Below are 14,464 nucleotides of genomic sequence, written 5' to 3'. Positions count from 1 at the left end.
TCGATCGATGCCAGGGTGCCCACAAGGAAACCGGCATTTATCGATGAGCTGCGATGTGCTTATCTTACCTTGTAGGGCCGTACATGACGTCGACATCCCAGACTGTGAACCCCAGTGACTGGTAAAGTTTCACCGCCGCGGTGTTACTCGCGTCCACGTAGAGCATGATCGCATCCATCCCACGATCCAATAGGTAGTTGACACCGGTGGCGGTGAGTACTTTGCCTAAGCCTTTACCCTGGGCCGCAGGATGCACTCCCACCACATACACCTCGCCGATCCGTTCGGCGTCCGGGGTCTCGGGTTCCACCAGTTTGGTCCAGTGGAAGGCTTGGATTTGACCGTTAGCAGCTTCGGCCAGAAAAAACCCGGCCGGATCAAACCATGCTTCGGCGATTCGGGCATCTAAATCCGTCCGGGTGAGTCCACCCTGTTCGGGGTGATCGGCAAAGGCCGCAGCATTGGCCGCCAACCAGGCCACTTCGTCTTGCCCCACTGTGAAGGTTCGCAAGGTCAGGTCCTCGGGCAGCGGCGGCACCGCGAGCTTCTCAGGCAATTCACGGCGCATCTTATTCAGATCACGTTGCCGGCTTAGCGCGTAGCGTTGAGCCAGCACCTGTGCGCCGGGATGATCCCCGTGCGCCCAGGACTGCACTCGCGACAGATCGCCGACATGTTCCTCGAGTTGCTGCAGGATGGCGCTGGCGATACCGCGTCGCCTAGCTTTGGGGGCCACCACGAGCTCCACGGTCCACTGCGTGGAGTCGCTGTCACGAAATGCGATCGCGGTTCCTAGCAGTTCTTCCTGATTCGGTTCGGCCGAACCGTGGGCAAGAACCGCAGTTAGCCGTTCATCATCGGCCTGAGCCAGTTCAATGAAGGTCTGATCATTCAATGGCGGGTTGCCATCATGTGCTTGGGCGGTGGCAGCCAGTGCAGTGATTTGCTCGCGAAGCTCGGAGGACACCGCACCGGAATGTGCTGACAGTGCTAATTGAAGGTTCGGGTCATTGCTCATATAGCAACCCTAGCTTGCGCCGTGCACCCAAACCATGACCGATTTTTCGCACCCGGCTAGGAAACTTACGCCAGACTGAGACCGCTCACAGCGGGCGAGCTACTGACTGTCCACATGGAACCGGTAACCGACATTGCGTACGGTCCCGATCAGCTGTTCGTGATCGGTACCCAATTTGGCGCGCAATCTACGCACGTGAACATCTACCGTGCGGGTGCCACCGTAGTAGTCATAGCCCCACACCTCGTGAAGGAGCTGCTCCCGAGTGAACACTCGACCGGGAAACTGTGACAAATATTTCAGCAGCTCAAATTCTTTATACGTCAGGTCCAAAACACGCTGATCAATTTTGGCGGTGTAGCTCAGCTCATCGATACGTAGCCCACCCACACTTTCGGGGGCAGCAGGTGAGTGCTGGGCGGCGCTGCGCATCAAGAGCAAACGTAGCCGCGCTTCAACTTCAGAAGGTGAGGCGGTAGGCAAAACAAAATCCGACAAATTCCAGTCGGGGGATAGCACGGTCAGCCCGCCCTCATTGACCACGAGCAGGATCGGCAATGCCAGTACCGAAGAGACCAGCTGTGTCAGGGAGCGTGCGGCGACCAGCTCGCCAGTGGCATCAATGAGCACCAACTCGCAGTGCTCGGCCTTAGCCAAAGAATCACCATGGGGAGGTAAAAGCAACACCTCATGGCTCAACAGTTCGAGCGCGGGAAGAATAAGCGGGCGCTGGTTATCGGTGGCCTGAAGAAGTAGCAGGTGAGCCATTCGATGGAACCTCCTGCCGGGTGATGTGGCGAAAAAACTTTTTTACGTGTCACAGTATAAGGAATAGTTAGTTCGATAAATGCGAGTCGACTCATGTGCGCGCCACGAAACAGCCCAGGATGGATAGTGTGAGAATCAAGGTATTGATCAGCGGATTACTTGCGGCCGCCGCAGTATTAGTCGCAGCAGCCCTTGACACCCCCGGTATCTGGGTCGGGGTGGTGACCTTAATATTGCAACTAATCTTTGCCTATAGCTGGCCTACACTGACTGGCTGCCTCAAACCCTGGCCGATTCGCATCATCCTGGCTCTAGCCGCAATCGCATCCAGTGTGAGCGCGGTGGGTCTTTGGGACACCCCGGGTCTGCAGCACACACTGCTGGCGCTAGCTGCCGGCACATTACTGGTCTTCGTCACGCAGGTGTTTCGTGGAGCCGCAGCCGAAGGGCGCCTCACCAATACCGTTGCCGGAATTAGTGGTGTGGCGCTAGTTAGTCAAGGAGCTGGCCTAGCGGCACTAGGCGCCGTTCCTGGCGGTTTCGGAATCATCGTGCTGACCGTGCTGAGCCTGCTTGTTGCCGGAGCGGTAGCTATGACCAAACTCCCGAGTCAGGCGGTGTTGCTCCTTGCGCTGCTGACGGCCGCTGCGCTCGCCGCGGCCCTCAGTGCGCTACCACTGGGCTTGAGTTGGTCTCACAGTTTGCTTCTCGGGGCGCTTTCGGGCATCTGGGTCGGAGCAATGCGTGCCGTCATCTTAGCCAGCGGCGCGGTGAAGTCGTGGACCCACATTTTGGCCGTTGCCACCCTGATTCTGACGATTTCCGGGACAGTGAGCTGGTACGCAATGCAGCTCACCGGCAACATATAAACGAAACAAAGCCAACATAGACGTGATTCACCTCTCCTTGGTTAACCCCGGTGCCAGTAGAGGGCGCTAGGATGGGATTATGAACGAAAATTATCTTGCATTAGAGATCTTCTTCCTGACGCTCTTGGGCTTGGCCAGCCTCGGTATGGCCGGGTTCGCCGGTTTGGTCCTGAAGCGTCTGTTCAAGGGTCAGAAGTAAAGACGGCGCACACTGCACAGTGTGCGCCTTCTTCATTTACATCCACGGAAAGAGAGTGCCTTAATGGCTATTGAAATTCCCACGGATCTCACCCCGGAACTCGTTCCCCTGTCTTGGCTTATCGGTACCTGGGAAGGTGCCGGTCGTTTGGGTGAGGGCGAAGCGGATGACGCGTACTTCTGGCAGCAGGTCAGCTTCCGTGACGTAGGGCTTGCCTATCTGGAATATCGCGCCGAGTCGTGGCTGACCGAAGCCGACGGAACGCGTCTGCGGACACTGGCAGTTGAAACCGGATTCTGGTCCTTGGACCGCAAGCTGGAACCTGCCGACCCAGGCCCGGGGATGACCCCGGGAGATCCCTTCCCGGTATTACGTTCGGCCGATGACGTGGAAAAGTTCCGTACCGACGAGGGCTTCAAAATCCAGGTGAATATCAACCACCCCGGAGGACTGAGCGAACTGTACTACGGGCTGATCAACGGGCCACGCATCCAATTGGCCACCGAAGCATTGCTTCGCAGTTCCAACGCCAAACCATATGCTTCCTCCACCCGAATCTTTGGGCTGGTTGGCGGCGATTTGTTCTGGCGTTGGGATACTTCCGTTGGCGAGCAGGGGCTGCAAGCCCATGCGTCGGCCGCTCTGAAACGGGTGTCCGGTACTGGGCAGGACAAAGCAGAAAGTGTCGGGCAGTAACAGATGACGCAAGAATATCGCTCCGTCTTTTTGGACAGGCAGGGCGCCGTGGGTGGCTCGGGGATCGATGCTAACGTTGCGGCGCATTACGGTGCTCCCACCCGTGAGGCTCGTGATCTCTTCGAAGGTAAAGCCGTTGCGGATCTGAGCCACTACGACGTCCTACAGCTTCGCGGCGAGGATCGTTTGACCTGGCTGAATACGCTGAGCACTCAGCACATCACCGGACTGAAACCCGGTGAGAGCACCCAAGCGCTGCTGTTGAGCGTGCAGGGGCGTGTTGAACACATCCTGAATGTTTATGCAGCTGAAGACCTGTTGTGGATCATTACCGAGCCGCAGCACGGACCAGCCTTGCAACAATTCCTCGATTCCATGCGATTCATGTCTGGTGTGGAGGTGGAGGACTTGTCGCTTACCCACGGGGTGGTGGCCAGTACCGTGGCCAAGCCAGAGCTGGGTGATGTCGTGTGGAAAAACCCTTGGCCGGACGTGCATGTCGGTGGTTTCGCCTACTCGACGCCCGATCATCCTGGCAGCGAGCGTGAGTGGTACGAATACATTGTGCCGTTGACAGAGCTGGAACAACGTGTCGGCCAGTTGCCGCTGGCAGGAACCATGGCAGTAGAAGCTTTGCGGATCGCCGCTTGGGAGCCGCGCTTTTCGGTTGACACCGATGAGAAGAGCATCCCGCACGAACTGGATTGGATCCGCACCGCGGTACACCTAGACAAGGGTTGCTACAAGGGGCAAGAGACTATTGCCCGGGTTCATAATATTGGGCATCCACCGCGTCGCATCGCGATGTTGCATCTTGACGGTTCAATGCACACCCTGCCAGCCGCCGGATCCCCGGTCATGGACGGCGAACGTGTGGTTGGTCGGGTTACATCCGTGGCGTTGCATTTTGAGGCCGGACCCATTGCCTTGGCCACCTTGCGCCGTACGGTAAAACCAGAGGCACAGTTGGAAGTCGTTGACGGTGAATCACGCTATCCAGCAGCCCAAGAGATCATCGTGTCTCCGGACGCCGGTCAGGTGGCCGGACGTTTCACCGGGTTCTTGCGCACTCCGCCAACTGCTAAATAACTCATCAGCCTAAGCCGTGTGGCCCGTCTCTTCAGCAGAGACGGGCCACACGAGGTTTGGAACGTGTTTAGCCGAAAAGGATACGTGCCTCAGCGTAGCGTTCGGCCGGAACCCGTTTGAGGTTATTCAAGGCTGCACGTAAGGGCACACGGTGAATCTGGGTGCCGTGCAGGGCCACCATAGTGCCCCACTGTTTGGCAGCCACCGACTCCACGGCCGCCATTCCAAGCCGGGTAGCCAGTACCCGATCAAAGGCGGTGGGCACGCCACCGCGCTGAATATGGCCAAGCACTGTGGCACGGGTTTCGATCTTCGTATTCTCTTCAATGAGCGGGGCCAGCACTTCGCCGATCCCACCGAGCCGCGGACGGCCGAAACTATCAACGCCGCGAGCGCTGAACGCCGAGTCGGAACCTTCGGGAACGAACCCTTCGGAAACCACTACCAGCGGGGCACGCCCACGATCGTGGGCTTCACGGACCCACGTGTAAATCTGTTCCATGCTGGTGGGGACCTCCGGGATGAGGATGGCGTGTGCGCCAGCGGCCATCCCGGCATGCAGTGCGATCCAACCCACGTCACGTCCCATCACCTCGGCCACCATGCAACGGTGATGGGATTCGCCGGTGGTGCGTAATCGGTCGATCGCTTCCACCGCGATCTGATTCGCGGTATCAAAACCGAAGGTGTAGTCGGTGGCGTCCAGATCGTTGTCGATGGTTTTCGGAACCCCCACAATAGGCAGACCTGCGTCGCACAGCCGCTGTGCCCCCGCTAGAGTACCTTCGCCGCCAATCGCGATGACCGCATCAATGCCCAAACGATCTAGGGTTTCTTGAATCTTCTCGGGCCCGCCATTGTCCCCTTCATAAGGGTTGGTGCGCGAGGTACCGAGGATAGTACCGCCCTGTTTGGCGATACCTCGGACTTGATGCCGTGGCAGGTCAAGGATGTCTCCCTCTTTTACCCCGCGCCAGCCATCGCGAAAACCCACAAAACTATAATCGTGGGTCTTGATACCGTTCAGCACTGCTCCGCGGATCACGGCGTTCAATCCGGGGCAATCGCCACCGGAGGTAAAAATTCCAATACGCATAGACGCTCACTTCCCTCTGGATCACCAACCCCGGAAGATACCCGGTGGTGGTGATCAGTTCCTTGTTCAGCAGCGCGTCGTTGAGCCGTCTTTGAACGCGAGTCTACTGGGAAATAAGCAAGGCGGCGAGTAACCCGGATGAACTTTCCGTGAAACTCGCCGCCCGAAAGCCGATAGCTGGTTTAGAAGCCGCGTAGCCATTTCTGCAGGATGATTGAATCATCCTGTGCCGGAATCAGGAGCCACGCCACGATGTAGGCGGCAATGCCGATCCCCGGGAGCAGGAAGGACAGCAGCATCACGATGCGCACGATCGAGATATCCCAGCCGAACTTGTCAGCGATACCGCCAGCTACTCCACCAAGCATCCGACCTGGACCGCGGCGCAGCGGCATGGAACGTAGTGAATTGAAGAATTTATCCATCGAATATCATCCTTAGTATTCGTTGTGGTCGGTTGGCGGGGCCAAGTTCTTCTTGGCGGTGGCACGGCGGGCCGAAGCGATGCCAGAGAAAATCAGTGCGATGCCGGCTAATGCGATCAAGGTGATGAAGAATAACGGGGCATCGAAATTCCAGGAGAACACGTGCTTGGTCAACTGCGCCAAGGCAACGAGTACCAGGATCAAGCCAAAGACGAGTGTACCGGTGGGAAACTTGGGACGATCGTAATTTTCGGGATTCATGCTCACACAGTCCTTAGAAATCTGAAGAGTTAGACGGGATAGCAGCCTGATCCTGAGTGCTTAGGACTCGGGAGAAGACCCCGTTGACTTCAACGAAGATTGCCGGTGTGGCGTTATCTCCACCTGGTCCCTGAGGCTGATCTCCCTGCTGGGAGAGGAAGACCCCGTTGCTTTCAATCTGTACCGGAACCCCAGCTGGAAGCAACAGTTCGACCGAGGCGAAAACGGTGTTCACCTCAACCTCAACCGGAGTGCTGAGATTTGCGTAGTGTCGCAAATCAACGGTGGCGTTGGAAAAAATCGCGTTATATTCGCCATCAGAATTCTGCTGTATCTCACCTCCGGACTGTACGCCGAAGCCGGTGCTGTCATTGAAGCCCGTGTTTCCAAAGACCAAGGACAGTACCAGTAAGGGAATAGCCAGTCCCAGCAGCCCCCCACTAGTGCGGTGGGTCAGTGCAGCGATCACTAAGACCACCCCCACAAAGAGTAGACCCAAGGAGAGCGCTAGCGACCACGAGCCACCGGGGAAGGTGAACAGGTCAAAGTAGTCGGCGCAGAAAATAATGGCCACGATCAGCGCTGTCACACCCACCACGATGGTTGCTACCCATCCGGGAACCGGTGGTGCCTCGGGGGTCTTGGGTGACTTGTGCTGCGCGGCGGAAGCGCCATAGTCGTCATCCGGTTCGCCGTTCATGCCATACTCCTTGTCCTGGAAGTGGGTTGTGGCTCCACGTTGCGCCGAAGGTTCCCAGCTGGCCGCGGTAGCGCGAAAATCCTCGGAGCCCGAGTCTTTAGATGGATCTTCCGTCACAGGCTCTGGGGTGAAGGGCTTGAGCGGGGTGGTGGCGGTGTAATCATCACCTGTGGTGTAGCCGTAGTCTGCGCTGGTCTTTGCTGCCTGACCCGTTGTTGGGGAGCCCTCCGGTCCGAAACCAGCGGCAGGCTTCTTCGGTCCGCTCGCAAATTTGGTGTTCTTGCGGCTAAAAACGATAAAGAGCACCGCAGCAATCAGCAGCAACGGCCAAATGAAGGGAGCCAAGCTACTGAAAACCCAAGGCGCCGGACCAACACCGAGAAGAAAGACCGTCAACGCACCGGTCATCCCAGTTGTCCAGTTCTTCTGTAGAGCTTCTTCGAAATGGATCTGCCCTTTTTCATCGGGGAGGAAAGCCCACGCAAGCCCGTAAGCGATCATCCCGATACCACCGAACAGCGATAGGGCCACCGCGATTCCGCGTACCAGAACCGTATCTACCTGATACCTCTCGGCCAGCCCGGCGGCGACCCCGCCCAGCCACTGCGACTCCCGGCGTTTGATGCGGCTATTGCGCAGACTCTCAAAGAATTTGTGCGCTGAGTGATCGGTGTTCATATTTCAATCCTCTCGCGCGCAGCGTTTTCACGCTATGCGGGACTGCCCTGATTCTTACCCTGAGTCGCCCGTAATCCACTAGTCAGTGCCCCTGAAAGCCCAGCAAACGTGTTTGACTTGGAACATGGAATCCCCGCAAAGCAACCCGCGTATTGTGCGTAGCGAGTCACGCTTAGTGGCCGGTGTCTGTGGTGGGCTGGCAGAACACATGGGCTGGCCGGTGCAATACGTTCGTCTGGGTTTCTTGCTGGTCACCGCGCTGGGTGGAGTAGGCATTATTCTCTATGCCTGGCTGTGGGTCTTTACCCCCAGCATTGAGGAATCCCACGCCGACGCACAACGAAGTGTCGGCACCCGCCGCCGCACCTTAGCCGAGGAACTGGGTATCCCGGACTCCACCGTTCGTGGCGGACGAGAGATGGCTCAGAAACTTGGGTCGATGCGTGAAGTACTGATTGGCGCGGGACTAGTCGCCGTGGCCCTGCTGGCATTGGGCCAATGGTGGGGCTGGAATGTTCGGTGGGACCTGATCTGGCCCAGCCTAGGGATTGTGGCCGGAGTGCTACTAGCTTGGCTGCAGCTGGATGGTCAACAACCCCTCTCCGGGTCCCGCACACACTCGGTGCACGCCATTACCCGGCTGGTGATTGGCCTGCTGCTGGTGATCGGTGGGTTGCTGGTAATTATTAGCGGAATGGTTAGCCTCTCGGATCTCTTTGGTGGGATCTGGGCCGCCTTAGCTATCTTCGCCGGAGCGGCAGTGGTCATATTGCCCTGGGGGACCCGTCTCTGGCGTGATTATTTGGCAGAACGCTCCTCCCGACAGGCCGCTGCACAACGCGCCGAATTCGCTGCGCACCTGCATGACTCGGTGCTGCAAACCTTGGCCGTCATTCAAAAGCGCGCCGCGGAACCTGCCGCGGTGCGGGCCTTAGCCCGCAGCCAGGAGCGCGAGTTACGGCAGTGGCTCTATGGGGATGAACAAGTTAATCAGGATGACGTGGTGGTGGCGATCACCAGCGAAGCCGCGCAGCTTGAACAGTTAATGTTGCGTGAGGTTGATGTGGTTTCGGTAGGCTCAGCGCGTTCCTTCCCCGGGCAGCAAGCGCTGGTTCAGGCCAGCCGGGAAGCGATGATGAATGCGGCTAAACACGCGGACGGGCTCATCTCCGTTTTCATTGAATGCCACCCCGACAGTGTGGAAGTGTTCGTCCGCGATCGGGGCGAAGGGTTCGATCCCGAACAGATTCCCGAAGATCGCTTGGGCGTGCGGGAATCCATGCTGGGCAGGATGCAACGAGCCGGGGGCAGCGCGCGTATCCGCAGCAACGAAAATGGCACCGAAGTACAGTTGAGAATGCCCCTGGGTAATGAAGAGGACAAGAACTAATGCATAGCGGCAGTGAACCGGAAACTATCAACGTGGTCTTAGTCGATGACCACGCCATCTTTCGCTCCGGTCTGAAGGCTGACCTCGATCGCAATATCGCGGTGGTAGGTGAGGCCGGAAGTGTGGAGGAAGCCATTGAACGCATCCATGAACTGCGCCCCGAGGTGGTGTTATTGGATGTTCACTTACCCGGCGGCCGAGGTGGCGGTGGCGCCGAAGTCTTACGCGGGTGCAGCTCCTTATTGGCCACCACCCGGTTCCTCGCCTTGAGCGTCTCAGATGCTGCCCAGGATGTGGTGACCGTGATCCGCAGTGGAGCCCGCGGGTATGTCACCAAGAGTATTTCGGGTGCTGAAATCTCCGATGCAGTGCGCCGTGTAGCTTCCGGGGACGCGGTCTTTTCACCCCGACTGGCCGGATTCGTGCTCGACGCTTTCGGCAGCGGCGCGGTCGAGCACGTCGACGAAGAATTAGATTTACTCTCGGATCGCGAACTACAAGTGATGCGGCTGATCGCTCGCGGGTACAGCTACAAGGAGGTCGCCAAAGAGTTATTCATTTCGGTGAAAACCGTGGAATCCCATGTTTCCAATGTCTTGCGCAAATTGCAGCTGTCCAACCGGCATGAACTGACCCGTTGGGCCGTTGAACGTAAAATTCTCTAGCCCGCCAGCATCCGCAAACTTTTGCCAAACTAGCAGGGGCGTTCACCAGAAAAGATCCGGTGAACGCCCCTGAAGTTTTTTGTTAGTGCTGCGGCTACTTCGCTTCACCCAGTAATGCAGCCATGCGTTGCACACCCTCGGCTAGGTCGGCATCTCCCAGCGCGTACGACATACGGATATAGCCAGATGGGCCAAAGGCCTCACCCGGAACCACTGCCACCTCTGCTTCATCGAGGATGAGCGCGGCTAATTCGGCACTGCTCTGGCTGACCTTGCCACGGATTTCGCGACCCAACAGGCCACGGACATCGGCATAGGCATAGAACGCGCCTTCCGGAGTGGGGCAGGAAATCCCGTCAATGGCATTGAGTGCCTCGACGATCGCCAGACGTCGCCGGTTAAAGGCCACCTTCATCTCATTGACCGCATCTAATGGCCCGGATACCGCAGCTAAGGCGGCTCGTTGGGACACATTAGCCACATTGGAGGTGGCGTGTGACTGCAAGTTGGCAGCCGCCTTGATCACGTCGCTTGGGCCAATCATCCATCCCACGCGCCAACCGGTCATGGCGTAAGTCTTCGCCACACCATTGAGCACCACGACCTTGTCGCCCAGTTCTGGGACCAAGGTGGCGATCGAGGAGAACTCAGCATCCCCGTAGGTCAAATGTTCGTAGATCTCATCGGTGACCACCCACAGGCCCTTGGAATGTGCCCAACGGCCAATCGCGGCAACCTCTTCGGGGGAGTAGACCGCACCGGTGGGGTTCGATGGGGAAACAAACAACAACACCTTGGTGCGAGCGGTCAGTACCGATTCCAGCTGTTCGATTGTGGCCTTATAGCCTTGTTCCGGACCGGCGAACACCGACACAGGGATACCGCCGGCCAGGCTCACCGCTTCGGGGTAGGTAGTCCAGAACGGGGCGGGGATGATTACCTCGTCGCCCGGATCCAATAGCGTGGCAAAAGTGTTGTAGACCGCCTGTTTGCCACCGTTGGTGATCAGCACCTGATTAGCTTCCACGGCGTAGCCCGAGTCGCGCAAGGTCTTCGCGGCGACGGCTTCGCGCAGTTCGGGAAGTCCTGCCGCAGGGGAGTAGCGGTGATTTCGAGGATCCTTGACTGCTTCCAGCGCAGCCTGCACGATGTAGTCGGGGGTTGGGAAGTCCGGTTCACCGGCGCCAAAACCAATTACTGGACGCCCGGCTGCCTTCAGCGCCTTAGCCTTGGCGTCAACGGCCAAGGTTGCGGACTCGGAGATGGCGCCAATGCGGCGGGAAATTCTAGACATATCTGGAGCATCCTGGTCTCTAGAAAAGGATCAACTGTCTCTCTAGCTTAGAGCCAACTGCCATGCTGAATCACGATCTGACAGGCAAGATGACAAAAGCTTGTCGCGCCAGCCGGATGCGGGTGCGTTCTGGAACACACTGCGCCCGGTCAGTTCGACAATCGCCAAATCATTGCGTAGAGTTATTTCTCGGTGCGAAAGCATCGAGGTTCGACGGCTCCGAGCTAAGTATCGGATAGAGTTGAAAGAACCTGGGGGTAATCACCCGAAGGGTAGTGGCGCAATTGGTAGCGCAGCGGTCTCCAAAACCGCAGGTTGCAGGTTCGAGTCCTGTCTGCCCTGCGCAGTAACGATTGAAAAATCGTACAGCGAATCTCACGTCACGGTGTGTTGTGGTCGATCAGGCTGCGGCACACCGTGATTGTTTCAACTGGACAATTTTATTGAAACGAGGAACACGGTGAGCGAATCAGCTGTCACCCAATCGGGAAATAGCAAGCAGTCCAATAAGGGCTTCTTTGGTCGAATCGTGCTCTTCATTCGCCAGGTCATTGCCGAACTGAGTAAGGTCGTCACCCCGACGCGTAGCGAGCTGCTGAATTACACGCTCGTGGTGATCGCGTTCGTAGCCATCGTGATGCTCATTGTCACGGCCCTCGACTTTGTCTTCGGCGCCGGCTCGACCCTGTTGTTCACCAACAGGCCAGAGCAGTAAAATTTTCCGTGCGGCCCGTTCACGGTGCTGTACATGGGCCCAAGGTGTAGATCAGTAACAGAAAGCAGGAGCTGCAGTGTCCGACCAGGAACTCGAACCGCAGAACAACAACGAGGTAGAAGCCGAGTTCGTCGACACCGTTGACGAGCAGGTCGACAACGCAGACGTTCCTGCCGAAACCTCCGAGTTTTTCGAAGACGTTGACTTTTCGGCCGCCGAGGCCACGGTTGACGCCGAGGACTCCGCAGAGCCCAGCGACTCCGCAGACGGCGAAGCCGATGAGGAAGACCCCGAGAGCACCGTTGCGCGCCTGAAAGAAGAATTCCGCGCCAAGTTGCGCCGCCAGCCAGGTGACTGGTTCGTGATCCACACCTACGCCGGATACGAGAACCGGGTGAAGCTGAATCTGGAAACCCGTATCCAGACCCAGGACATGGATGACTTCATTTACGAGATCCAGGTCCCGATGGAAGAAGTCGTTGAGGTCAAGAACACCCAACGTAAGATCGTGCGTCGTGTGCGTATCCCGGGCTACGTGCTGGTCCGCATGGAGCTCACCGACGCTTCGTGGGGTGTTGTTCGCCACACTCCAGGTGTCACCGGTTTCGTTGGCAACGCTCATGACCCAAACCCGCTGACTCTGGACGAAGTCTTCTCGATGCTGGAGCACACCGTGGTTGATCCGGTGGAGCAGCCTTCGGCTTCGAAGCCTGGCCGCGCTCCAATCACCGAAGTCACCGTCGATTTCGAGGTTGGCGAATCGGTCACCGTCAACGACGGTCCATTCGAAACCATGCCGGCGACCATCTCGGAAATCAAGCTCGAAGCAGCGCAGCTGGTAGTGCTGGTATCGATCTTCGAACGCGAGACTCCAGTGACCCTGAACTTCAATCAGGTCACCAAGATCCAGTAAGATTAAAACTTCGTGTCACTCACGCGTGCTTACGTGAGGTTGACACGTTCGGTTGCCGCGCCACGGCAACCAACACCCCGTAGCACGCTCCTGTGCTTAGGGGAAACGCATAAGTAGAAGGACCCGACATGGCCCCAAAGAAAAAGGTCACCGGACTTATCAAGCTGCAGATCCAGGCAGGCGCCGCTAACCCGGCTCCACCAATTGGTCCGGCTCTTGGTCAGCACGGCGTCAACATCATGGAATTCTGCAAGGCTTACAACGCAGCGACCGAGTCGCAGCGCGGTAACGTTGTTCCAGTTGAAATCACCGTGTACGAAGACCGTTCGTTCACTTTCATCACCAAGACCCCACCAGCAGCCGAGCTGATCAAGAAGGCTGCCGGCGTTGCTAAGGGTTCCGGCGTTCCACAGAGCGATAAGGTCGGTAACCTGACCATGGCTCAGGTTGAGGAAATCGCCAACACCAAGATGGAAGACCTCAACGCCAACGATCTGGCTGCTGCCGCAAAGATCATCGCCGGTACCGCCCGCTCCATGGGCATCACCATCGACGGCTAAGGTCTCCGACCTCGTAGACAACTTCGGTTGACTACACCTAGACAATTTTCATTAGGGACGCTGTTAGACAACAGCCCCGCCAGTGGCAGGACCGAGCGCGGTCCTTATGACCACGACTGCATAAGGAGAAAACGCAGATGGCAAAGCGCAGTAAAGCATATATGGCCGCAGCGGCCAAGATTCAGGCTGACAAGTTCTACGAGCCAGCCGAGGCAATCGCACTGGCCAAGGAAATCGCCGGCGAGAAGACCAACTCCACCGTTGAGGTTGCCTTCCGTTTGAGCGTTGACCCACGTAAGGCCGACCAGATGGTTCGCGGTACCGTGAACCTGCCACACGGCACCGGTAAGACCGCTCGCGTGGTTGTTTTCGCCAACGGTGAGAAGGCTGAAGCCGCTCGCGAAGCTGGGGCCGACTTTGTTGGCTCGGACGACCTGATCGAAAAGATCCAGGGCGGCTGGACCGACTTCGATGCTGCAGTAGCAACCCCAGACCTGATGGGTAAGGTTGGTCGTTTGGGTAAGGTTCTGGGTCCTCGTAACCTGATGCCAAACCCTAAGACTGGCACCGTAACCATGGATGTGGCCAAGGCCGTTACTGACATCAAGGGTGGCAAGATCGACTTCCGCGTCGACAAGCACGCCAACCTGCACTTCATCATCGGCAAGGCATCCTTCGATGCCAAGCAGCTGACCGAGAACTACGCAGCCGCACTGGAAGAGGTTCTGCGCCTGAAGCCATCGGCTTCGAAGGGTCGCTACATCTCCAAGGCCACCGTGACCACCACCTTCGGCCCAGGCATCGCCTTGGACCCGAACGTGACTCGCGTAACTGCCTAGTCGCTATCTGAGCTAAACGCCTCGACCGCCCCACCGTACTGGTGAGGGCGGTCGAGTAGTTTCAGCCTACTCTTAGGATGGCCACTTTTCTGCGAGAGCTTGTGCCCGATCCTGTGATAATTCTGAGAATTATCGCCCGATATTAGCCGTTCTGGACCAGCCCGCCGCATTTGTCCGGGACTTTGAGCTATGCACTCGGAAGCAATGCTGTGATCGGTTGGATATTTTATTGATATTCAATGGAATAAGGGCATTCACGAACTAGCTGAACGCGAGGTTAGCTCCAAGT

16 protein-coding genes and 1 tRNA gene are annotated in these 14,464 nt (G+C 57.6%); 10 read left to right on the top strand and 7 right to left on the bottom strand.

Annotated features, from left to right (window positions below):
* Positions 1-64 precede the first annotated feature (64 nt).
* Positions 65-1,018 carry a mycothiol synthase gene (mshD, locus tag ACQQZ8_RS11200; protein ID WP_431709888.1) on the bottom strand — a complete coding sequence of 318 codons (954 nt, stop codon included), beginning with the start codon at positions 1,016-1,018 and terminating at the stop codon, positions 65-67.
* Positions 1,019-1,117: 99 nt separating this feature from the next.
* A complete protein-coding gene (locus ACQQZ8_RS11195; RefSeq protein ID WP_431709887.1) occupies positions 1,118-1,786 on the bottom strand; it encodes a winged helix-turn-helix domain-containing protein in 669 nt (222 codons plus the stop codon).
* 128 nt (positions 1,787-1,914) lie between these two features.
* Here ACQQZ8_RS11195 and ACQQZ8_RS11190 point away from each other — a divergent pair, with 128 nt between their 5' ends.
* The 3 genes from ACQQZ8_RS11190 to ACQQZ8_RS11180 all read left to right on the top strand — a co-directional run bounded on the left by ACQQZ8_RS11190 (position 1,915) and on the right by ACQQZ8_RS11180 (position 4,639).
* Entirely contained in the window at positions 1,915-2,655 is a 741-nt protein-coding gene (locus tag ACQQZ8_RS11190) for a hypothetical protein (protein ID WP_431709886.1), read from the top strand.
* A 262-nt stretch (positions 2,656-2,917) separates the two neighbouring features.
* A complete protein-coding gene (locus tag ACQQZ8_RS11185) occupies positions 2,918-3,550 on the top strand; it encodes an FABP family protein (RefSeq protein ID WP_431709885.1) in 633 nt (210 codons plus the stop codon).
* 3 nt (positions 3,551-3,553) lie between these two features.
* The gene (locus ACQQZ8_RS11180) at positions 3,554-4,639 is read left to right on the top strand and encodes a YgfZ/GcvT domain-containing protein (RefSeq protein ID WP_431709884.1); all 1,086 of its coding nucleotides are present in this window, start codon (positions 3,554-3,556) and stop codon (positions 4,637-4,639) included.
* A gap of 67 nt (positions 4,640-4,706) precedes the next feature.
* On the opposite strand, the gene ACQQZ8_RS11175 is transcribed toward ACQQZ8_RS11180, so the two are convergent.
* From ACQQZ8_RS11175 to ACQQZ8_RS11160, 4 genes are all read right to left on the bottom strand, one after another.
* Positions 4,707-5,735, bottom strand: a complete 1,029-nt coding sequence (locus ACQQZ8_RS11175; RefSeq protein WP_431709883.1) for an ATP-dependent 6-phosphofructokinase — start codon at positions 5,733-5,735, stop codon at positions 4,707-4,709.
* Positions 5,736-5,917: 182 nt separating this feature from the next.
* Positions 5,918-6,160: a PspC domain-containing protein gene (locus ACQQZ8_RS11170; protein WP_431709882.1), complete on the bottom strand. Its 243-nt coding sequence runs from the start codon at positions 6,158-6,160 to the stop codon at positions 5,918-5,920.
* Between the two features lie 12 nt (positions 6,161-6,172).
* Positions 6,173-6,421: a hypothetical protein gene (locus tag ACQQZ8_RS11165; protein ID WP_431709881.1), complete on the bottom strand. Its 249-nt coding sequence runs from the start codon at positions 6,419-6,421 to the stop codon at positions 6,173-6,175.
* 13 nt (positions 6,422-6,434) lie between these two features.
* Positions 6,435-7,799, bottom strand: coding sequence for a PspC domain-containing protein (locus ACQQZ8_RS11160; protein ID WP_431709880.1), 1,365 nt, complete (start codon positions 7,797-7,799; stop codon positions 6,435-6,437).
* 124 nt (positions 7,800-7,923) lie between these two features.
* Between ACQQZ8_RS11160 and ACQQZ8_RS11155 the strand changes: the two genes are divergently transcribed.
* Both ACQQZ8_RS11155 and ACQQZ8_RS11150 read left to right on the top strand, forming a co-directional pair.
* Entirely contained in the window at positions 7,924-9,189 is a 1,266-nt protein-coding gene (locus ACQQZ8_RS11155; RefSeq protein ID WP_431709879.1) for an ATP-binding protein, read from the top strand.
* Positions 9,189-9,854, top strand: coding sequence for a LuxR C-terminal-related transcriptional regulator (locus ACQQZ8_RS11150; protein ID WP_431709878.1), 666 nt, complete (start codon positions 9,189-9,191; stop codon positions 9,852-9,854). Before ACQQZ8_RS11155 ends, ACQQZ8_RS11150 begins: the two co-directional genes overlap by 1 nt.
* A gap of 94 nt (positions 9,855-9,948) precedes the next feature.
* Here the strand turns inward: ACQQZ8_RS11150 and ACQQZ8_RS11145 are convergent, their stop codons facing one another.
* Positions 9,949-11,148, bottom strand: coding sequence for a pyridoxal phosphate-dependent aminotransferase (locus ACQQZ8_RS11145; RefSeq protein WP_431709877.1), 1,200 nt, complete (start codon positions 11,146-11,148; stop codon positions 9,949-9,951).
* A gap of 269 nt (positions 11,149-11,417) precedes the next feature.
* Here ACQQZ8_RS11145 and ACQQZ8_RS11140 point away from each other — a divergent pair.
* From ACQQZ8_RS11140 to rplA, 5 genes are all read left to right on the top strand, one after another.
* Positions 11,418-11,490: transfer RNA gene (locus ACQQZ8_RS11140), tRNA-Trp, on the top strand.
* Between the two features lie 118 nt (positions 11,491-11,608).
* A complete protein-coding gene (secE, locus tag ACQQZ8_RS11135; protein WP_431709876.1) occupies positions 11,609-11,863 on the top strand; it encodes a preprotein translocase subunit SecE in 255 nt (84 codons plus the stop codon).
* A gap of 76 nt (positions 11,864-11,939) precedes the next feature.
* Positions 11,940-12,776, top strand: coding sequence for a transcription termination/antitermination protein NusG (gene nusG / locus ACQQZ8_RS11130; protein WP_431709875.1), 837 nt, complete (start codon positions 11,940-11,942; stop codon positions 12,774-12,776).
* A 128-nt stretch (positions 12,777-12,904) separates the two neighbouring features.
* Positions 12,905-13,336, top strand: coding sequence for a 50S ribosomal protein L11 (gene rplK / locus ACQQZ8_RS11125; protein WP_431709874.1), 432 nt, complete (start codon positions 12,905-12,907; stop codon positions 13,334-13,336).
* Between the two features lie 137 nt (positions 13,337-13,473).
* On the top strand, positions 13,474-14,175 hold the full coding sequence (gene rplA / locus ACQQZ8_RS11120) for a 50S ribosomal protein L1 (RefSeq protein ID WP_431709873.1): 702 nt from the start codon (positions 13,474-13,476) through the stop codon (positions 14,173-14,175).
* The last annotated feature ends 289 nt before the right edge of the window (positions 14,176-14,464 follow it).

The sequence above is a fragment of the Glutamicibacter uratoxydans genome (assembly GCF_050753455.1).
Taxonomy (GTDB): domain Bacteria; phylum Actinomycetota; class Actinomycetes; order Actinomycetales; family Micrococcaceae; genus Glutamicibacter; species Glutamicibacter uratoxydans_A.
This window is presented reverse-complemented; position numbering and strand designations above follow the sequence as displayed.